At 59.6% G+C, this 19,337-nt stretch carries 17 protein-coding genes; 10 read left to right on the forward strand and 7 right to left on the reverse strand.

Annotated features, from left to right (window positions below; genetic code table 11):
- Window positions 1-26 precede the first annotated feature (26 nt).
- The 4 genes from CYD26_RS03390 to CYD26_RS03405 all read right to left on the reverse strand — a co-directional run bounded on the left by CYD26_RS03390 (window position 27) and on the right by CYD26_RS03405 (window position 2,156).
- Entirely contained in the window at window positions 27-914 is an 888-nt protein-coding gene (locus CYD26_RS03390; RefSeq protein WP_065761174.1) for a pseudouridine synthase, read from the reverse strand.
- A gap of 50 nt (window positions 915-964) precedes the next feature.
- Window positions 965-1,276 (reverse strand): transcriptional regulator, encoded by a 312-nt coding sequence (locus CYD26_RS03395; protein ID WP_065761171.1) that lies wholly within the window; start codon window positions 1,274-1,276, stop codon window positions 965-967.
- A gap of 91 nt (window positions 1,277-1,367) precedes the next feature.
- Complete coding sequence (locus tag CYD26_RS03400; protein ID WP_102051803.1) at window positions 1,368-1,799, reverse strand: D-Ala-D-Ala carboxypeptidase family metallohydrolase; 432 nt, start codon at window positions 1,797-1,799, stop codon at window positions 1,368-1,370.
- 120 nt (window positions 1,800-1,919) lie between these two features.
- The gene (locus CYD26_RS03405; protein ID WP_065761169.1) at window positions 1,920-2,156 is read right to left on the reverse strand and encodes a glutaredoxin family protein; all 237 of its coding nucleotides are present in this window, start codon (window positions 2,154-2,156) and stop codon (window positions 1,920-1,922) included.
- A gap of 176 nt (window positions 2,157-2,332) precedes the next feature.
- Here CYD26_RS03405 and CYD26_RS03410 point away from each other — a divergent pair, with 176 nt between their 5' ends.
- A complete protein-coding gene (locus CYD26_RS03410) occupies window positions 2,333-4,291 on the forward strand; it encodes a monovalent cation:proton antiporter-2 (CPA2) family protein (RefSeq protein WP_099775414.1) in 1,959 nt (652 codons plus the stop codon).
- A 6-nt stretch (window positions 4,292-4,297) separates the two neighbouring features.
- Here CYD26_RS03410 and CYD26_RS03415 read toward each other — a convergent pair whose 3' ends face one another.
- Window positions 4,298-5,506 (reverse strand): ammonium transporter, encoded by a 1,209-nt coding sequence (locus CYD26_RS03415; RefSeq protein WP_102051804.1) that lies wholly within the window; start codon window positions 5,504-5,506, stop codon window positions 4,298-4,300.
- A gap of 284 nt (window positions 5,507-5,790) precedes the next feature.
- Here CYD26_RS03415 and CYD26_RS03420 point away from each other — a divergent pair, with 284 nt between their 5' ends.
- The 7 genes from CYD26_RS03420 (at window position 5,791) to CYD26_RS03450 (ending at window position 14,072) form a co-directional block, all read left to right on the forward strand.
- Window positions 5,791-6,105 (forward strand): YqjD family protein, encoded by a 315-nt coding sequence (locus CYD26_RS03420; protein WP_065761166.1) that lies wholly within the window; start codon window positions 5,791-5,793, stop codon window positions 6,103-6,105.
- Between the two features lie 11 nt (window positions 6,106-6,116).
- Window positions 6,117-6,491: a phage holin family protein gene (locus CYD26_RS03425; RefSeq protein WP_065761165.1), complete on the forward strand. Its 375-nt coding sequence runs from the start codon at window positions 6,117-6,119 to the stop codon at window positions 6,489-6,491.
- Window positions 6,488-6,820, forward strand: coding sequence for a hypothetical protein (locus CYD26_RS03430; RefSeq protein WP_099775415.1), 333 nt, complete (start codon window positions 6,488-6,490; stop codon window positions 6,818-6,820). The genes CYD26_RS03425 and CYD26_RS03430 overlap by 4 nt, the downstream gene beginning before the upstream one ends.
- An 88-nt stretch (window positions 6,821-6,908) precedes the next feature.
- Window positions 6,909-8,072 carry an EAL domain-containing protein gene (locus tag CYD26_RS03435; RefSeq protein ID WP_065761163.1) on the forward strand — a complete coding sequence of 388 codons (1,164 nt, stop codon included), beginning with the start codon at window positions 6,909-6,911 and terminating at the stop codon, window positions 8,070-8,072.
- 72 nt (window positions 8,073-8,144) lie between these two features.
- Window positions 8,145-9,476, forward strand: coding sequence for a deoxyguanosinetriphosphate triphosphohydrolase (locus tag CYD26_RS03440; RefSeq protein ID WP_099776744.1), 1,332 nt, complete (start codon window positions 8,145-8,147; stop codon window positions 9,474-9,476).
- A 310-nt stretch (window positions 9,477-9,786) separates the two neighbouring features.
- The gene (locus CYD26_RS03445) at window positions 9,787-10,413 is read left to right on the forward strand and encodes a response regulator transcription factor (RefSeq protein WP_065761162.1); all 627 of its coding nucleotides are present in this window, start codon (window positions 9,787-9,789) and stop codon (window positions 10,411-10,413) included.
- 35 nt (window positions 10,414-10,448) lie between these two features.
- A complete protein-coding gene (locus CYD26_RS03450) occupies window positions 10,449-14,072 on the forward strand; it encodes a transporter substrate-binding domain-containing protein (RefSeq protein ID WP_371917180.1) in 3,624 nt (1,207 codons plus the stop codon).
- Window positions 14,073-14,138: 66 nt separating this feature from the next.
- Here the strand turns inward: CYD26_RS03450 and CYD26_RS03455 are convergent, their stop codons facing one another.
- Complete coding sequence (locus CYD26_RS03455; RefSeq protein ID WP_065761161.1) at window positions 14,139-14,483, reverse strand: YggL family protein; 345 nt, start codon at window positions 14,481-14,483, stop codon at window positions 14,139-14,141.
- A 249-nt stretch (window positions 14,484-14,732) separates the two neighbouring features.
- Here CYD26_RS03455 and dacB point away from each other — a divergent pair, with 249 nt between their 5' ends.
- Window positions 14,733-16,196: a D-alanyl-D-alanine carboxypeptidase/D-alanyl-D-alanine-endopeptidase gene (gene dacB, locus CYD26_RS03460; RefSeq protein ID WP_065761160.1), complete on the forward strand. Its 1,464-nt coding sequence runs from the start codon at window positions 14,733-14,735 to the stop codon at window positions 16,194-16,196.
- Window positions 16,197-16,330: 134 nt separating this feature from the next.
- On the opposite strand, the gene rlmKL is transcribed toward dacB, so the two are convergent.
- Window positions 16,331-18,526, reverse strand: coding sequence for a bifunctional 23S rRNA (guanine(2069)-N(7))-methyltransferase RlmK/23S rRNA (guanine(2445)-N(2))-methyltransferase RlmL (gene rlmKL / locus CYD26_RS03465; RefSeq protein ID WP_065761159.1), 2,196 nt, complete (start codon window positions 18,524-18,526; stop codon window positions 16,331-16,333).
- A gap of 542 nt (window positions 18,527-19,068) precedes the next feature.
- On the opposite strand from rlmKL, the gene rmf reads away from it, so the two are divergent.
- Window positions 19,069-19,284: a ribosome modulation factor gene (gene rmf, locus CYD26_RS03475; protein ID WP_010223328.1), complete on the forward strand. Its 216-nt coding sequence runs from the start codon at window positions 19,069-19,071 to the stop codon at window positions 19,282-19,284.
- Window positions 19,285-19,337: the final 53 nt, after the last annotated feature.

A 19,337-nucleotide genomic window follows, 5' to 3' on the forward strand; every position in this document is an offset into this window, starting at 1 on the left:
CACAAGGCTGTGCGCCGACACCCCATCTACCAGTCGAGCGTCAGCTCGCTCTCGAAGTAGCGCTCTTCACCACTTAACGGGTCCTTGAAACGCAGGCTATGCGCCAGCAGTTTCAGCGGCTTGCTGTAATCGTCATCCTCGTGACGCACCTCTGGGTAGAAAGGATCGTTACAGATGCTCGCCCCCAGCGCAGTCATGTGCACGCGCAACTGATGCGTCTTGCCGGTCACTGGCGACAGGCCATACCGCCAGAACTCGCCATTTTTTTCCAACACGTCGGCCAGCGTCTCGCTGTTACTGACCCCGTCTACTTCCTGCATGCGGAAAAATGGCTCCCCACTGACCAGGCGGCTTTTATGCACCAAGGGGAACGCCAGTGCTGGCAAGGCAGGGGCAATAGCCTGATAACGCTTGTCGATCTGCCGATTGGGAAACAATGATTGATACGCGGAACGGCTCTGTGGATTGGCAGAAAACAGCACCAGGCCTGCGGTGTGCCGATCGATGCGATGCAACGGCACCAGGTTCGGGTTATCCAGACGACGGATCAGCCGCCGCAGCAGGGTCTGCTCGACATACTCGCCCGTGGGCGTTACCGGCAAGAAATGCGGTTTGTCGGCCACCACCAGGTGCTCATCCACATGCACCAGGGTTTCCTGCACGAGAATCGGCTTTTCGTTAGGCACTTCACGAAAGTAATGGATGCGCAGCCCTTGGCGATAGGGCAGGTCGACCGGGATCGGTGCACCCTGAGCATCCAGCACACGGCCCCGGGCAATACGGTCAAGCCATTGTTCACGCCCGATGGCCTTGAAGTGATCACACAGGCAGTCCAGTACCGTTAACCAGGCACCTGGAGGGAGACAGACGGTGCTGGCTTGATGCTGTGCCGGATCGAATGAAGCGAAGGCCATGGGAACACCCAGAGGATAATGGCCGACCATTATCCCGCATGGCACTCAGCTCAGCCAGCCTGAACCGCTGCCGCTTCGGTGAACTCCTTGAGCCAGCGCAGTACATCGACGGCGTCCCAGCGCGTAGGGTCATACAGCGCATACAGCAACCCCTGATAACCGACCACATCCAATGGGCGGTGATAGCCGGCACGTTGAAACAAGGCTTCTATTTCAGCGAAGCAGGTGTTGAAGTGCAGTTTGTTGAAGGGTGTCTTGCCCTCAAGCACAAGCCCGTCAAGGCGCAGTTCAAGCACCGCCTCACTGACCATCTCGACCGACATGCGATTGACGGTGTACTTCAGTTGTTCGACGTTGACCATGTTTCGAGTCCTTGGGCGTAACCGCCCGCAAATACTGTATCTATATACAGCATATTGAGTGACCTGCACGCCGTCAATGACAGCGCCTCACTTACTGCAGGCCAGGCAGGTAACCGGTGCCCTTGCGAATCGTCAGGATCTGCCGGCGCTCGGCAGAGGCCGATAACCCCAGGTGCACCCAGCTGTCGAACTCCAGTATCAGTTGATCAAACGCCAGCGTGCTTTGCGCTATCAACTGCGCCAGCTCCAGCGGAGCCATGCCCGCAACACTGATGTCTGCCGCCAACCCCAACCTGTGTGTACTCTTGGGCGAGCCACCCACTGCGCGGTTGAGTGCGGGTGAACGGTAACCGCTGCTGACCAGCACGGGCCGGCCAACCAGGCTGCGCACCTGCTCCAGCGTGGCGCAAAGGCGCTTGAGATTGAGCAAAGCCTCATCGTTCGGGGTGTTATCGATACCCAGGCGACTGGCGGTCCGGGACGCGGTCATCTCGGATAGGGTGAAGTGTTTGGAAAGGTTCATGGATGCCACTCCTTTGGCTGAATAGGTCACACACGCTGCCGCTCCCGAGGCAACGGAGTAGAGTGTGAACCCGTCCAGGCCCGGTGTGCGCCAGGAAAAAGCCACCGGGAAGAAACGACATCAGCGCAGAAAGGCGACGACCTGCTCGGCATCAAAAGGCCAGTTCAACTCGGCACCGCTGTCGCAACGACGCAGCACGGGAATTCGCAGCCCATAACGCTCGACCTGCATCTCGTCCTCGGCAATATCCACCAGTTCGACCAACAGGCCATGCTCGACAAACGGCATCAACAGGGCTTCTGCCACTTCACACAAGTGACATCCCAGGGTGCCGAACAGCTGGCATTCAGGAAGCATTGACAGTTACCGATAAAGAGAATGAATGGGTATTTTAGGTCGAGGGTACGAGGCCGTCGAGGCACTTGCCCCACGCCATCCCTGACGCCTGCGATACTGATTCGAATCAAGGAGCCACGCAGCACCTGGCGCTATGCTTTTGTGTTTTTTTGCTGTTTTCGTACATGGAGTATGTTGTGTTTGCAAACCTGCTGATCATTCTGGCGTCATCGCTGGTCGTCATTGCCATCTTCCGCCGCGTACAGCTACCACCTGTGCTCGGCTATCTCTGCGTTGGCCTGTTCGTTGGCCCAACCGCGCTGGACTGGGTCAATGAAAGCGAAGAACTGCCGGACCTTGCCGAAATGGGCGTGGTGTTCCTGCTGTTTTCCCTCGGCCTGGAATTTTCCCTGTCGAAAATGATGGCGCTGCGCAAAGTGGTGTTCGGCCTCGGCAGCCTTCAGGTCATTTGCTCCACGTTTGTACTGGCCGGGCTACTCGCCCTGCTCGGCATGCCGACCAACGCAGCATTGCTGCTGGGGGGTGGCCTGGCGCTGTCGTCCACCGCGATCGTCAGCAAGGAGCTGACCAGCCTCGGGGAGATTTTCAGCAGCCACGGGCAGAACGCGATCGGTGTATTGCTGTTCCAGGATGTCGTGGCGGTTCTACTACTGACACTGGTACCGGTGTTTGCCGGGCAAAGCGGCCAGGCGTGGTACTTCGCACTGCCACTCACGCTGGGCAAGACGGTGATCCTCTTCGTCGGCCTGCTGATGGCCAGCCGCTGGTTGCTGCCCCGACTGTTCCACGAAGTGGCCAACTCTCATTCGGCGGAACTGTTCGTTCTGTTGGCGCTGGTCATCGTGCTGCTGACGGCCTGGCTGACACACCTGCTGGGCCTGTCTCCGGCACTGGGCGCGTTCCTGGCCGGCATGCTGCTGGGTGAAAGCCATTATCGCCATCAGATCGAGGCGGACATTCGCCCCTTCCGCGACATCCTGCTGGGGCTGTTTTTCGTCAGTATCGGCATGCTGATCGACCTGCAATTGTTCGCCAGCCATGGCCTGGAGATCCTCGCCTTGACCCTGGCCCTGCTGGTTATCAAGGGCGCGGTGGTGGCCGCCCTGGTTCGCGTTCGTGGCAGCGACAGCGAGACCGCATGGCGCAGCGGCCTGGCACTGGCCCAAGGCGGTGAATTCTGTTTCGCCCTCATGGCCCAGATGCAACACAACAAACTGCTGCCCGAGGCGCTCGGCGACCTGCTGCTGGCGGCAACGTTCTGCTCGATGCTGGTCACCCCCCTGCTGCTGCGCGCGGCGCCCTCTATCGCCGCACGCCTGCACCGCAAACCCAACCAGGAAGTTCAACTGGAAGAAATCGGCGCACAGAGCGCTGCCCTGAGCGGCCACGTACTGATTTGCGGTTATGGCCGGGTTGGCCAGTCGATCGGACGCTTCCTGCGCCAGGAGCAGCTCGCCTTCATCGCCCTGGATGACGACCCGGTGCGCGTGCAGGAAGCTGCAGCGGGGGAACACAACGTCCATTACGGGGACTCACGCCGCGGCGAGCTGCTGGCGGCGATCGGCCTGGACCGGGCACGCCTGCTGGTCATTGCCGTGGACAAGACAGAAGTTGCCTTGAATGTGCTCAAGGCCGCACGCCAACTGAACCGTGACGTTCCAATTCTCGTGCGTACCCGTGATGACAGCCAGCGCGAAGAACTACGCGCCGCCGGTGCCAACGCGGTGGTACCGGAGTTGCTGGAGTCCAGCCTGATGCTGGCCTCCCATGCACTGGTCATGCTCGGCCTGCCGCAGGACCAGGTGCAAAAGCGTGTCGACGAAGTACGCAGGACCCGCTATCGCCTGCTCCATGGCTTCTATCATGGTGCGCAGACCAGCCTGATCGACAGCGAAGGGCAACCCAAAGTGCTGCTGCACGCTGTGAGCCTGGGGGCCGACGCCTATGCCTGTGGCCGTCCGCTGGGCGAACTGGCCCTTGAGACACTGGGTGTCGAGCTGCAATCCGTACAGCGCCAGGGTAACGATTTGAAACTCAATGCCAGTACCTGCCTGCATGCGGGCGACGCCGTGGTGCTCAGCGGCCCGCTGGAAGCGATAGAAGCCTGCGAATCACTGCTGCTGGGCGGTCGCTAGTCGGCCTCAGTCCTGGCTGGTGGCGCCGATCTTGTGAATCGACAAATCGGCGCCGTAATACTCCTGCTCCTGACTCAGGCGCAAGCCATGCACACGCTTGATCACACCATACACGCTGAAACCACCAGCCAGCGCCACCAACACCCCCGCCAGGCTGCCAATCAACTGGCTGATCAGACTGACACCGCCCAATCCACCCATGGCACTCTGGCCAAAAATGCCACAGGCAATACCGCCCCAGACCCCGCAGACGCCGTGCAGTGGCCAGACACCCAATACATCATCAAGCTGCCAGCGGTTCTGCGCCGCGGTAAAACACCAGACAAACAGCGCACCGGCAATTGCACCGGTTGCCAGCGCACCAACGGGGTGCATGAGGTCCGAACCCGCACAGACAGCCACCAACCCGGCAAGCGGTCCGTTGTGCAGAAAACCAGGGTCGTTACGCCCCACCAGCAGCGCTGCCAACGTTCCACCAACCATCGCCATCAGCGAGTTGACTGCCACCAGGCCGCTGACGGCCTGCAAGGTCTGCGCACTCATGACGTTGAAGCCAAACCAGCCGACGATCAGAATCCACGACCCCAAGGCCAGAAACGGGATATTGGAGGGTGCAAAGGCCACCAGGCGTCCCTCACGGTAACGACCGTTGCGCGGCCCCAGCAGCAACACTGCGGCCAAGGCCAGCCAACCGCCCATGGCATGCACCACCACAGAGCCGGCAAAGTCATGGAAGCCTGCCCCGAAACGCACCTGCAACCAGGCCTGGACACCGAAATTGCCGTTCCAGACAACCCCCTCGAAAAAGGGATAGACAAAGGCAACGATCAGCGCGGTGGCACACAACTGCGGCACAAAGCGTGCACGCTCGGCGATACCACCGGAAATAATCGCCGGGATCGCTGCCGCGAAGGTCAGCAGAAAGAAGAACTTGACCAATCCATAGCCATGATCGGCACCCAACGTGGCGGCCGGATGCATGAAGCTGACACCATAGGAAATCCAGTAACCCACGAAGAAATAGGCCAAGGTCGAAATGGCGAAGTCACTGAGGATCTTCGACAAGGCGTTGACCTGATTCTTGTGCCGCACAGTTCCCACCTCAAGGAAGGCGAAACCGGCATGCATGGCCAGGACCATCACGGCCCCCAGCAAGATGAACAAGGTGTTGGAGCCATGAACCAGTGTGTCCACGGCGCTTTGCAAGTTTTCCATGTAAAGGCAGGCCTGCAAGGGGAGAAAAAGCACCAAAGCAGTTCGCACACCCCTTGCGACGCCCCGATTTGGCGCACCTGCAAGGCCGAACGCAGTACCTGCTTGAGTTTTTTCTGGGGTTTGTCTTGGATTGGGTTAAGGTTTATCCACTAGCCTCGGGCCTTACGCCCACATTCAGCGCAAGAACGAGCCCGGATGCACCACAGCACAGCAAAAGCTGTACCAGTGAACCTTTGATACCGCTGCACACTCGAACTATTCACATGCCTCTGAGGGAAACGCCGATGACCAGCAAAATGGCAAAGAATGCTCAAGAAACCCTGATGGCCGATTTCCAGACCCTGGTGCGTGACACCGAAAAACTGCTGGAACATACCGCGACACTGGCCGGCGACCAGGCGGATGAACTGCGCACCCAAATCCACGACAGCCTGCTGCGCGCCCGAGAAACCCTGAAATTGACCGAAGACTCTCTGCGCGAGCGCGGTCAGGCAGCCTTGGGCGCCACCGAGGAGTATGTACAAAGCAACCCATGGCGCTCGGTGGGTATCGCGGCGGGTGTCGGCCTCCTGATTGGCCTGCTGGCCAGCCGTCGCTGAGGCCCTGCGGTATGGAAACCGAAACAACCAACAACGGGCCGTCTTCCCGACGGCTCGGTGCCGCCGTTCTGGGCCTGCTGCACGGCCATGTGGAACTGTTCGGTATCGAGTTGCAGGAACAGAAAACGCGAAGCCTAGGCCTGCTGCTGCTGGCCGGGCTGGCCTTGGTGTTCACACTGCTGCTGCTGGGCGCATTGTCCGTGCTGGTACTGATCCTGCTCTGGGACAGCTACCGACTGGCCGGGATCATTGGCCTGTGTGTGTTCCATGGATTGGCGGCGCTGTTTTGCGGCTTGCGCCTGAAGGCGCTGATATCCGACGAGACCTCCCCCTTCAGTGCAACCCTTGAAGAACTGGCCAAAGACCGGGAGCGCCTGTTGCCATGAGCCTGTCCCAGCTACCCCACAAACCTAACCGCCATGACCTGCGCAAGGCGCTGGTGCGCTTGCAAATGGAAATGCACCGCCAGGAAATCCGCCAGGCCTCGGGTGAGCTGCTCGAGCCACTGACTCGCCTGAAAAAAATGACGGGCAACCTGCAGGATGGCCTGGGTATCAAACACGCGCCGCTCTGGGGGCTGGGCGCCGTTGTCGCCTTGGGTTTCCTCACCGGCAAGGGCGCCAGAAGCGGCAATCTTGCTCGCCTGATTCGCCTGGGCAGCAGCCTGATTCCCTTGATCAGGGTATTCATGCAGCCCCCCTCTGGCAGACCCTGAGCAAACTGGCTGCATTCTTGCAGCGTCGGCCAGCAGGCCTTGCACTGGCAAGGCCTCGTTGCCAACCCACTTCACCTGAGGAGCCGCCGTGTTCGACGGGCAACCGCTCGCCTGCTTTCAGCCCTTCATCGATACTGCCACAGGCCGTATCGCCGGCGTGGAAGCCCTTGGACGCTTGCGCCAAGCCGACGGCTCGCTGCAGAGCGTCGGCGCGCTGTTCAACGATCCTTCACTGCCCATAGACAACCTGCGCGAACTTGATCGACAACTGCGTCAGCATGCCCTGCGACAGTTCCATCTTGCCCCTGAGGACTGGTTTCTCAGCCTGAATATCTCCCCACGCTGGGTCAGTGAGCTGGCGACCGGGCAACCACTGCCAAGCTTGATGCAGTTAGAAAAAGAGGGCATCGATCCACAGCGGGTGGTCTTCGAGATCACCGAACTCAGTGGTGACCCGCAACGCCTGGCCGAGGTGGTCAAGCGCTATCGCCAAGCCGGAGCACGGATCGCCATTGATGATTTCGGTGCTGGCTACTCCCAATTGGACCGGGTGCTGGCGCTGCAGCCCGACATCCTCAAACTGGACATGCGCCTGTTTCAGGCCGCCGCTCGAGGCGGGCCCAGTAGCGAAGTGGTAAAAGCCCTCGCGCAGATGGCGGAAAAGACCGGCTGTTGGATCATCGCCGAAGGGGTCGAGACTGAAGCGGAGCTGAACTTCGCGCTCGAGTGCGGTGCACGCTTCGTCCAAGGGTTTCTGTTTGCACAGGCCGAACTCGAATTCTTCCCGGCCGAGGCTTTTGTCGAACGTTTTGCTCATCTGCGCCAACAGTACGTCCATGGCAAGCTTGACGAGCGCAAACGCTTGATGGACATGCGCCGCAAGCTGAGCACCCTGATGCCACAACTGCACGCCTGGGCCATGGCGAAGGCACCGCTCAAGCAGCTGCCACAGCTGGACGCCTATCCCTGGGTATTACGCTTTTTTCAATGTGACCGCCATGGTACCCAACTGACCCCGAATCTGGAGTGGCGGGAGCGTCGCTGGCATAGCGATGCCAGCTATCTGGGCCACAACTGGTCATGGCGCCCCTACTTCTATCAACTGCTCGCCGAAGGCTGGGAAGAACGTCGACTGATCCTCTCGACCACCTACCGCGATGCCACTAGCAACCAGTATTGCCTGACGGCAGGACAGTTTTTCGATGAAGGTCGACGCTTGTTGTTGATCGATGTCGACGCAGCCGGGCTGTAAGGCTTGCAGCCGAGCGCTCGACACAGGAAGCTAGGGCAATGACTGCCTTGCACCTGACCTGGAGAAATGGCCTTGGATTGGCACACCCTGCTTACCCGCGAACGCCTTGGTAAAACCCTGCACAGCCCCGAAGAGCTCGGGCGTAGCCCGTTCCACAAAGACCATGACCGCATCATCTTCTCCGGCGCCTTCCGCCGCCTGGGGCGCAAGACCCAGGTCCACCCGGTGTCAAGCAACGACCATATCCACACCCGCCTGACCCACTCCCTGGAAGTCAGTTGCGTGGGCCGCTCACTGGGCATGCGCGTCGGCGAAACCCTGCGCGATAGCCTGCCCCAATGGTGTGAACCCAGTGACCTGGGCATGGTGGTTCAGTCGGCCTGCCTGGCCCATGACATTGGTAATCCACCGTTCGGCCATTCGGGCGAAGACGCCATACGCCACTGGTTTCAGCAAGCGGCCGGGCGCGGCTGGCTGGATGCAATGAGCGACGCCGAGCGTGCCGACTTCCTCAACTTTGAAGGCAATGCCCAGGGCTTTCGCGTGCTGACACAACTGGAATACCACCAGTTCGATGGCGGCACCCGTTTGACCTATGCAACGCTGGGCACCTACCTGAAATACCCGTGGACCGCGCGCCATGCCGACGCGCTTGGCTACAAGAAGCACAAGTTCGGCTGTTATCAGAGCGAACTGCCGCTGCTTGAGCAGATCGCCCGAAAGCTGGGCCTGCCGCAACTGGAAGAACAGCGCTGGGCGCGCCATCCACTGGTCTACCTGATGGAGGCAGCAGACGACATCTGCTATGCCCTCATCGACCTTGAAGACGGCCTTGAGATGGAGCTGCTGGACTATGCCGAAGTCGAGTCACTGTTGCTTGGCCTGGTCGGCGATGACCTACCGGAAACCTACCGCCAACTCGGCCCCGCTGATTCGCGTCGACGCAAACTGGCGATCCTGCGCGGCAAGGCCATCGAGCACCTCACCAACGCCGCGGCCCGCGCCTTTGTCGAGCAGCAACCCGCGCTGCTCGCTGGCACGCTGCAGGGGGATCTGGTCGAACATATGCACGGTCCGGCCAAGCGTTGCGTACTCCAGGCCAAAGACATGGCGCGCAAAAAAATCTTCCAGGACAAACGCAAGACACTGCATGAAATCGGCGCCTACACCACACTGGAAATTCTCCTCAACTCGTTCTGTGGTGCAGCCTTGGAACAGCATGGTGGGCGCACGCCCTCGTTCAAGCACCGCCGCATTCTCGACCTGCTCGGCAACAATGCGCCGAACCCGGCAGGCTCCCTGCACAACTCATTCATGCGCATGATCGACTTCATCGCCGGGATGACCGACAGCTATGCCAGCGAGATGGCGCGCGAAATGACCGGGCGTTCGAGCCTGGTCTGAGCCGACGCCCGCCCACAAGAGTCCTGCCCGTCAGGACTCTTGTACAGCAGAAGCTTACATACCAAATTAACTCGCTCTGCAAGAAACAACCTACAAATACAACAAACAACTTAAACAGTTCGTAAAACGCGCAACAAATTGATTAAAAAACAGCATTGACACAACAAGTATCGAGCTAAACGCGTAGTCCTACACTGTTTAAATTGTAGGAATTATCCCATATTGGCCACTCTCCCCCCTGTATGCCTGCGCACCGGTCTACATCTGAGCTAAGGTGCGCCCTCCTATTGGTTCCCACCGGAAGAGGCCTATGTATTCTGTTTTTATTGTTGATGATCACCCGGTCATACGTTTAGCCGTGCGCATGCTGTTGGAGAATGAAGGCTACCAGGTAGCCGGCGAATCGGATAACGGCGTAGATGCCATGCAAATGGTTCGAGAATGCCAGCCAGACCTTATTATTCTGGACATCAGCATCCCGAAACTCGACGGGCTGGAAGTGCTTTCACGCTTTCATGCCATGTCGCTCCCCTTCAAGATACTGGTGCTGACGGCCCAGTCCCCAACACTGTTTGCCATGCGCTGCATGCAGTCGGGCGCCAGCGGGTATGTGTGCAAGCAAGAAGACCTCAGCGAACTGCTCAGCGCCATAAAAGCGGTACTTTCGGGATACAACTACTTCCCTAGCCAAGCTCTTACTCACGCCCGGGATGCTGAAAACACCAACAACGAGATTGATCTCTTCAAACACGTCAATGACCGGGAACTTATGGTGCTGCAACTCTTTGCCCAAGGCAGGAGTAACAAGGAAATTGCCAAAGGCATGTTTCTCAGTAACAAGACCGTGAGCACTTACAAGAAGCGCCTGATGCAAAAGCTCAGGGCAAACTCGCTGGTGGAATTGATTGAAATGGCAAAACGCAATGCACTGGTATGAAGAGCGCCATGGTGAAGCACTTCACTGCCGCATGCATGCTGGCGATATCCGCCTGTACCTGGCACTCGGCAATGGCCGAGGTCGACCAACCGGGTCAGTATGCCCTGCTTAGCCGCTCGGGCCCGGTTCGGATCAACATCACCCTGACACCAGAGCAGACGGAATGGCTCAATGACAAGCACGAACTGATACTGGGTACCTCAGCGCCGGATTACCCCCCGTTCGACATGACCGCCAGCGGCCGTGACTACGAGGGCCTGACGGCGGACTACGCCGGCTTGCTGAGCAATACGCTCGATATCCCGATTCGCGTCGAACGTTTCGCCAACCGAGAGGATGCCGTTCGCGCACTGACCGAGGGCAGGATCGATCTGCTGGGCAGCGCCAACGGCTACGAGGCCGGCGCCCAGGGCGTCGTACTCTCACACCCCTACGCGATTGATCAACCGGTACTGGTCACCCGCGAAGACGAGAGCAGGCCGCTCAACACCGGCCTGGCCAATCTGCGCTTGAGCATGGTTTACCATTACTTGCCACTGGACGAGGTACGCACCACCTACCCCAAAGCGACCACCCACACCTACGTGTCCTACCAGCACGCACTCAATGCCGTGGCGTTCGATCAGGCCGATGTTTTTCTCGGCGATACCATCTCGACACACTACATGATCAACCAGGGCTACTTGCAGAACGTCAAGATGGCCAACTTCGGCAAACACGAACCCGTGGGCTTCAGCTTTGCCCTGCGCAGCGACAACCAGATGCTGCTGGGGATGGTCAACACGACACTCAGTGCGGTATCCAGCGCCACACGGGAGCGCATCTTCCAGCGCTGGAGCGCGGGCAGCGGGGTCTTGCTGAGCGACCGCAAACTGCAATTGTCCAAGCGTGAAGAACGCTGGCTGGGTGAACATCCCGTGGTGCGCGTGGTGGTCAACGAAAACGCTGCACCACTGACCTTCTTTGACAGTTCCGGCAATTTTCGCGGCATCGCCGCCGACCTGCTCGAACTGATTCGCTTGCGCACAGGGCTGCGCTTCGAGGTGCAACGCACCACGGGCATCAGCGACATGATCCACCGTATCGACAACAACAATGCCGATGTGATCGCCGCCATTTCGCCCAGCGCCGAGCGCGATGCCACACTCGCGATCAGTCGGCCCTACCTGGAAAACTCCTATGTTCTGGTGACGCGCAAGGGATCGGATCAGCCAACCAGCCTGGAGCAATTGCAAGGCAAGCGGGTAGCACTGACCCGAGGCAGCACGGTCATCAACCTGCTGCGCCAACGTTTTCCAACGATTCAACTGGTCGAGACAGAAAGCACCTCAACATCAACCTCGCTGCTCGCCCAAGGCCAGGTGGACGGTACGATCACGGCATTGATCAATGCCAATTTCAGCATGGCCTCCGAGCCGGATCTGATCATTCGCTCGACGGTCGGCGCCGAGCCGTCAAACTTTTCGATGGCCACGGCCAAAGGCGCCCAGGAACTCAGTTCGATTCTCGACAAGGCCTTGCTGAGCATCACCCCCGAAGAGCTGGGCGTCATCAACAGCCGCTGGCGTGGCTACAGCGCCGGTGGTGACTCGTACTGGCGCAATCATCAGCGCCTGATCGTGCAGATCATTCTCGGTACCGCTGCGCTACTGCTGCTATCGCTGGCCTGGAACGCCTGGATGCGTCGGCAGATCAAACAGCGTGAAGCGGCTGAGCGCGCCCTCAACGACCAGTTGGCCTTCATGCGTGCAATGGTCAACGGCACCCCACACCCCATCTATGTCCGGGATCGCCAGGGGCTGCTGCAAACCTGCAACGAAAGCTACCTGGAGGCGCTTGAGGCCAAAGCGGAAGCGGTGCTCGGCAAGCCGGTGCCATCCGGCGGAAAAGGTGGAAAGCGCCAGGCGCGAAAGATCCATGCGGACTACGAGATGGTCATGAAGCAGGGTACACCGCTGATCGGCGATCGCCCCCTGCTGCTCAAGGACCGGCAATTGACCATCTATCACTGGATCCTGCCGTACCGCGACTCGCTAGGTGAGGTTCAGGGCATCATTGGCGGCTGGATCGACATCAGCGAACGCCGCCAACTGATCGAAGACCTGCGCCTGGCGAAGAAACAGGCCGACGAGGCCAACCGTGCCAAGAGCACCTTCCTGGCCACCATGAGCCATGAAATCCGTACCCCCATGAATGCGGTGATCGGCATGCTTGAACTGGCGCTCAAACGCGCCGAAAAGGGTCAGCTCGACCAACTGGCCATCGAAGTCGCACACAACTCGGCGACCGACCTGCTGGCATTGATTGGTGACATTCTGGACATTGCCCGCATCGAATCCGGCCACCTGAGCCTGGCGCCGGAGCGCGTCAATCTGGCCGAACTGGTGGAGTCAGTAGGACGGGTGTTCGACGGGCTGGCTCGTCAGAAAGGCCTGCGCCTGAACATGGACATCGCCATCAATGCTCAACGCGATGTATTGCTCGACCCGCTTCGCTTCAAGCAGATCCTGTCCAACCTGGTCAGCAACGCCATCAAATTTACCGAACGTGGCCATGTCACTGTACATGTGTCCCTGTACCCGAACCCGGGTGGCAGCGGGCTGACCCTGGAAATGTCAGTGCAGGACACCGGCATTGGCATCAGCCAAAGCGACCAGCAACGCCTGTTCCATCCCTTTGCCCAAGTCTCCCCCGAGAGCCAGTTAGCCCGCAGTGGCACCGGCCTGGGGCTGGTGATCAGTCGCAACCTGTGTGAAATGATGGGTGGCCGGCTGATCCTTCACAGTCAACCGGGGCACGGTACCGATGTTCAGGTCAGCATGCCGCTGACCGGGCTTGAGGCCTGCACCGAAACCCAGGCACCGGAACCGGAAACACCCGCAGTGCCGGCGGAACTGAGCGTACTGGTCGTCGACGATCACCCGGCCAACCTGTTGTTGATGGCTCAGCAACTGGATTATCTGGGCGTGCGCCATACCAGCGCCGAGGACGGCCTGAGCGGGCTGCACGCCTGGAAGCAGGGGCATTTCGATGTGCTTATCATCGATTGCAACATGCCGCGAATGAACGGCTACCAGCTTGCCCAGGCCATTCGCGAGCACGAGCAGCAACACGGGCTGACTCGCTGCACCCTGTGGGGTTACACCGCCAACGCCCAGCCAGAGGCTCGTGGGCAGTGCCTGCAGGCCGGCATGGATGACTGCCTGCTCAAACCGATCAGCCTCAGAGCCCTTGGCCAGCGCCTGGCACAAGCACCGCTGCTGCCCCATGCGCCACATGTGGCACGCGTCGCCGAACTGGACCTTGAGCGCCTGGAACCTGTGGTAGGTAGCTCTCGCAGCGATCTGCGCCGCCTGCTCGAACAACTGCTGCAAAGCAATCAGCGCGACCGGCAGACATTGCTGGAGCTCGACACACAGGGGTCGCCAGAAGCCTTGATGGACCATGCCCACAAGGTACTTGGGGCGGCACGTATCGTTCAGGCATCAGCCTTGATGGACGCCTGCGAACAGTTGCAGCACGCGTGCAGCAAAAATGCCCAGGAACCGGTAATCCGGCGTCGGCGCCAACGGCTGTTGCGGGAAATGCAGACGTTCGAACTGGCCTTGCAGGAAAAAATTACAGAGCTGAGCGCTGTAACAAGCCTGCAGGAGGAGTGAGGAGAAAGCAAAACAAGGCAGGCAAAACTGAAAACGGCAGCCCTGAGGCTGCCGTTTCACTGGATATCAAGCAACCGGATTGATTTCGTTTTCCGGGTACCAGGCATCGAGCAGCGGGCTGAGCTCGATCTTGGTCAGCTCGTTGCGAGCCTTCAACCAAGCCTCGACAGCAGCGCGTTGCGCTTCAGTCACCGAGCCGCGCTTGGCCGAGCAGACCAGGCCGAAGTCATCGCCGCCGACATAGTCCAGGCCGTTGGCATCCATGGCTTCTACAAGAAAGGCATCGAGGAAGGCATCGACAGCTTCTTCGGTCAGATCTTCCTTGAACTCCAGGTTCAGTTCGAAGCCCAGCTCCTGGAATTCACCCACGCAGAGCTTTTTACGCAAACGGCGGGAACGGTTGGTCGCCATGAAACAATCCTCTTAAGTAATAACGCGCCGCACTCTATCAGTTTTGCCTCCCCGGTGCCCGATTAAAACGCCACGGCAGGAAAACCGACTGCCATGAACAGCAGGCTTTCAAGTCAAAACCAAGGTCGATGAAGCCGCCCATCGCTGCGCAGCTTGGGGCATAATGCACGCACTATTTTTGTCATACCGGGGCGTCCATCTTATATCGCCTCGTTTTTTTCACCCCTCGCTCGCAGGGTTCTACCTCAGATGATCAAATCACTACGCCCTCTTCTTGTTGCCGGCCTTTTACTGCCACTGGCATTGCCAAGCCATGCGGCTGCCGTCAACACGACCCTTTCGCCGAAAGTCGAACAGGCCCTGAAGACCAACAAACTGCAGGAATCGGCCCTGTCGCTGGTGATGCTGCCGCTCAATGGCCCCGGAACGCCTACCGTGTTCAATGCCGATGTCTCGGTCAACCCGGCCTCGACCATGAAACTGGTCACCACCTATGCCGCACTGGAGATGCTCGGCCCCACCCATCAGTGGAAAACCGAGTTCTACAGTGACGGCCCGCTGAGCAACGGGGTGCTGCAAGGCAACCTGTACCTCAAGGGTGGCGGCGATCCCAAGCTGAACATGGAAAAACTCTGGCTGCTGATGCGTGACCTTCGCGCCAATGGCGTTCAACGCATTACCGGCGACCTTGTGCTCGACCGCAGCCATTTCGTCCAACCCCAACTGCCCCAGTTCAATGACGACGGCGGCGATGAGAACAAGCCGTTTCTAGTCAAGCCCGACGCGTTGATGATCAACCTCAAGGCCCTGCGTTTCGTTGCCCGTAACGATGGCGGCAAAGTGCTGGTGTCGGTCGAACCACCGATCGCCACCATCCACATCGACAATCAGGTCAAGGCCGTAGCCGGCAAGCAGTGCACGGGCGATGTGCGCTACAACCCGATAACACGGGCCGATGGCATCACCGTGGTCGTCAGTGGTCAATTGGGCGAAGGTTGCAACTCTCAAACCTACCTCTCCCTGCTTGATCACCCCACCTATGCCGCCGGCGCAGTGCGGGCAATCTGGAACGAGCTGGGCGGCAGCATCGACGGCCGCGACCGGGTCGACGCCCTGCCGAAGAATGCCCGCCTTCTGGCTCGGGCATTCTCCCCGGACCTGGTCGAGATCATTCGTGATATCAACAAGTACAGCAACAACACCATGGCCCAACAGCTGTTCCTCAGCCTGGGCGCGCAATACCGCACCGACGCCGATGGCGATGATGCTCGCGCAGCTCAACGCGTGGTCCGTCAGTGGTTGGCGAAAAAGGGCATTACTGCGCCGCACCTGATCATGGAAAACGGCTCAGGCCTGTCGCGTGCCGAACGGATCAGCGCGCGCGAAATGGCGACGCTGCTGCAAGCCGCCTGGAAGAGCCCCTATGCCGCCGAGTTCATCAGTTCGATGCCGCTGACCGGCATGGATGGCACCATGCGCAAGCGCCTCAAGCGCACCGCCATGGCCGGCGAAGCCCACATCAAGACCGGTACCCTGAACACCGTACGCGCCATTGCGGGCTACAGCCGCGACAGCAACGGCAATACGTGGGCCGTGGTAGCGATCCTCAACGACCCAAAACCTTGGGGCGCTTCGGCGATTCTTGACCAGGTGCTGCTGGACCTGTATCGCCAACCCAAGCTGGTGAACAGCACAGCGGCCGTACAACCTTGAGGCCAAGGGCCTAACAGGGACAGATAGGCACAGAAGGCTGTACAGGTAGCGCACCTGGACAGCCTTCGGCGGTTTTGGGGCACCCTCACCGAGGCTTGATAACCACGGCGTTGAGCACCCCACATCAAACGGACTCAGCGCGCCTGAATCTTCCAGGCACGGTGGATCTTGCTGTTGCGTGCAAAGTCCGGGTCCAGTGTCTGGGCGCTGATTTCCTCTACGGCATACCGCTCGCTCAGACGCTCATCCAGCTGGAACTTGCGGAAGTTGTTCGAGAAGTACAACACACCGCCCGGCGCCAACCGTGCAACCGCCAGGTCCAGCAGCTCGACATGGTCACGCTGAACGTCGAATACACCTTCCATCCGCTTGGAGTTGGAGAAGGTTGGCGGGTCGATGAAGATCAGATCGTACTCGTCGCGACACGCCTGCAACCAGGCCATCACATCGCCCTGCTCCAGGCGGTTCTTGTCCGAGAAGCCGTTGAGCGAGAAATTGCGCCGCGCCCAATCCAGGTAGGTGCGTGACAGGTCGACACTCATGGTGCTGCGCGCACCGCCCTTGGCCGCATGCACGCTGGCCGTGGCGGTGTAGCAGAACAGGTTGAGGAAACGCTTGCCGGCTGCTTCACGCTGGATGCGCATCCGCATCGGGCGATGGTCGAGAAACAGGCCGGTGTCCAGGTAGTCAGTCAGGTTGACCAGCAGCTTCACCCCGCCTTCATTGACTTCAGTGAACTGCCCCTGAGTGTTCTGCCGTTCGTACTGGCGAGTACCGGACTGCCGCTCGCGGCGCTTGACCACCACACGGCTCTGATCGATACCGAGGGCTTGAGGAATGGCTGCCAAGGCGTCGAACAAACGCGCCTGCGCCTTTTCCGGATCGATCGAACGGGGTGCCGCGTACTCCTGCACATGCACCCAATCCTGATAAAGATCGATGGCCAGTGCGTATTCCGGCATGTCAGCATCATAAAGGCGGTAGCAACTGATGTTCTCGCGCTTGGCCCACTTGCCCAGTTGCTTGAGGTTCTTCTGCAGGCGGTTGGCAAACATCTGCCCGCCTTCACTCAGGCGTGCAGGTTCGCTGGCCGATGCGGCGGTCGGTTGCGCGGCGTCATTGCCATCGCGCTCAGGCTGACGACGCTCACCCGTGACGAACTGATCCGGTTGCACCTTGATCAGCAGCAGCTTGCACGGCAACGCGCCATTCCAGAAGGCATACTGCTTGTGGCTGCGAATGCCCATGCGCTTGCCCAGATCCGGCGCACCGGTGAACACCGCCGCCTCCCAGTTCAGGCAGGCCTGACGCAGGCGCTCGCCCAGGTTCTGGTAAAGGTAGAGCAGGCTGGCTTCATCACCCAGACGCTCGCCGTAAGGCGGGTTACAGATGACCAGGCCTTTCTGATTCTGGTCTGGACGCGGCTCGAACGAACCCACCTCGCCCTGATAAATCTTCACCCAATCGCTCAGCCCTGCGCGCTCGACGTTATTGCGCCCCGGCTGAATCAGTCGCGGATCGGCTTCATAGCCACGAATCCAGAGCGGTGGTCGCGCCAGGCCAGCCTCGGCACGCGCCAGGGCTTCGTCATGCAGCTTGCGCCACAGCGCCGGGACGTGGCCCAGCCAGGCACTGAAACCCCAGCGCTCGCGCTTGAGGTTCGGGGCGATGTCGGCAGCGATCATTGCCGCTTCGACCAGGAACGTACCAACACCACACATAGGGTCGGCCAGCGCGCCGCCTTCAGCGGCAATGCGCGGCCAACCGGCACGGATCAACACCGCAGCGGCAAGGTTTTCCTTCAGTGGCGCAGCGCCTTGCTGCAAACGATAACCACGCTGGTGCAGGCTGTGCCCGGACAGGTCCAGCGAAAGAATCGCTTCACCGCGGTCCAGGCGCAGGTGCACACGCAGGTCCGGGTTGAGCTTGTCGACCGACGGGCGCTCACCACTTGAAGTGCGCAGCTTGTCGACGATGGCGTCCTTGACCTTCAGGGCACCGAAGTGAGTATTGTCGATACCCGAGCCATGACCGCTGAACTCAACGGCCAGTGTTCCGGCGGCATCCAGATGATCGGCCCACTCGACGTCATGCACGCCGTAGTACAGGTCGTCGGCGTTCTTCATCGAGAAGCGCTTGAGCACCAACAGCACGCGGTTACCCAGGCGCGACCAGAGGCACAGGCGATAGGCGGTTTCCATGTCGGCCACGCCGCGAATGGCGGAAGTGTGCTCGCGCACCTCTTCAAGGCCAAGCCCGCGCGCCTCCTCGGCTAGCAGGCCTTCCAGGCCCTTGGGGCAGGTTAGGTAAAGTTCGAAACGGTCCGACATGAGTTTTCCAAGCCTTGAGCAATAAGTGAAAGGGCAAGCGCATCGCCCTTTCGATGTTTGATCGAACGCCCTTCCATCAAGCATTCGAGTGGTACCCGAGCGGGGTACCGGACCACCCGGAAGAACAGACCTGTGCATGCGACAACGCAGCACTGATCACCGGGCAGAGTGAAAATATCCGTTACAAAAGAATCGTGATGACCCTTCGTCGTTTTCCTGGTTCAACTGAAGGTGACCTTCAGCACTGGCCAACTGACGTCATCTACGGGCAAAGCCTGATGATAGCGGCCTTTTCCGAGAATCCATCGCAGTAGCAAATTTTTACTTATCCTTGTGACCCTATGAAAGGTTACGTCCTTATGACAAATCGATCATTCACAGTGTGTCGTGCATTGGTTAGAAATCAAACTATGTTGTCACCGCAACGGGGCAACACTTACTGCTCGCCACGCCGGCAGCGAGCGCACACCGGCAGAACGATTCTGCCCGGCCTCAGACGAGGCCGACGGGACATTACAGTCAACAAGTGAGGGCAACACCCTATGAGAAGACTTAAGCGTGATCCGTTGGAACGAGCATTTTCACGTGGCTACCAATATGGGGTCACCGGCAAATCCCGCGAGCTTTGCCCTTTTACTCTACCGTCGGTTCGCCAAGCCTGGATCAACGGCTGGCGTGAAGGACGAGGCGACAACTGGGACGGTATGACCGGCACTGCGGGTATCCACAGACTCAACGAACTTCACGCCGTTGGCTGAACGAGGATCGAATTCGATTAACCATGCCAGCCCTATCCGGGCGGCGGGCTAAG

It is taken from the genome of Pseudomonas sp. FFUP_PS_473, from assembly GCF_002858665.1.
Taxonomy (GTDB): Bacteria; Pseudomonadota; Gammaproteobacteria; order Pseudomonadales; family Pseudomonadaceae; genus Aquipseudomonas; species Aquipseudomonas defluvii.

Coding starts and splice junctions, on each gene's coding strand:
- CYD26_RS03455 (WP_065761161.1), bottom strand. CDS start 14,483: ATGGCGACCAACCGTTCCCGCCGTTTGCGTAAAAAGCTCTGCGTGGGT.
- CYD26_RS03400 (WP_102051803.1), bottom strand. CDS start 1,799: ATGAACCTTTCCAAACACTTCACCCTATCCGAGATGACCGCGTCCCGG.
- CYD26_RS03395 (WP_065761171.1), bottom strand. CDS start 1,276: ATGGTCAACGTCGAACAACTGAAGTACACCGTCAATCGCATGTCGGTC.
- rlmKL (WP_065761159.1), bottom strand. CDS start 18,526: ATGTCGGACCGTTTCGAACTTTACCTAACCTGCCCCAAGGGCCTGGAA.
- CYD26_RS03430 (WP_099775415.1), top strand. CDS start 6,488: ATGAGCCTGTCCCAGCTACCCCACAAACCTAACCGCCATGACCTGCGC.
- CYD26_RS03425 (WP_065761165.1), top strand. CDS start 6,117: ATGGAAACCGAAACAACCAACAACGGGCCGTCTTCCCGACGGCTCGGT.
- CYD26_RS03415 (WP_102051804.1), bottom strand. CDS start 5,506: ATGGAAAACTTGCAAAGCGCCGTGGACACACTGGTTCATGGCTCCAAC.
- rmf (WP_010223328.1), top strand. CDS start 19,069: ATGAGAAGACTTAAGCGTGATCCGTTGGAACGAGCATTTTCACGTGGC.
- CYD26_RS03420 (WP_065761166.1), top strand. CDS start 5,791: ATGACCAGCAAAATGGCAAAGAATGCTCAAGAAACCCTGATGGCCGAT.
- CYD26_RS03450 (WP_371917180.1), top strand. CDS start 10,449: ATGCTGGCGATATCCGCCTGTACCTGGCACTCGGCAATGGCCGAGGTC.
- dacB (WP_065761160.1), top strand. CDS start 14,733: ATGATCAAATCACTACGCCCTCTTCTTGTTGCCGGCCTTTTACTGCCA.
- CYD26_RS03405 (WP_065761169.1), bottom strand. CDS start 2,156: ATGCTTCCTGAATGCCAGCTGTTCGGCACCCTGGGATGTCACTTGTGT.
- CYD26_RS03445 (WP_065761162.1), top strand. CDS start 9,787: ATGTATTCTGTTTTTATTGTTGATGATCACCCGGTCATACGTTTAGCC.
- CYD26_RS03390 (WP_065761174.1), bottom strand. CDS start 914: ATGGCCTTCGCTTCATTCGATCCGGCACAGCATCAAGCCAGCACCGTC.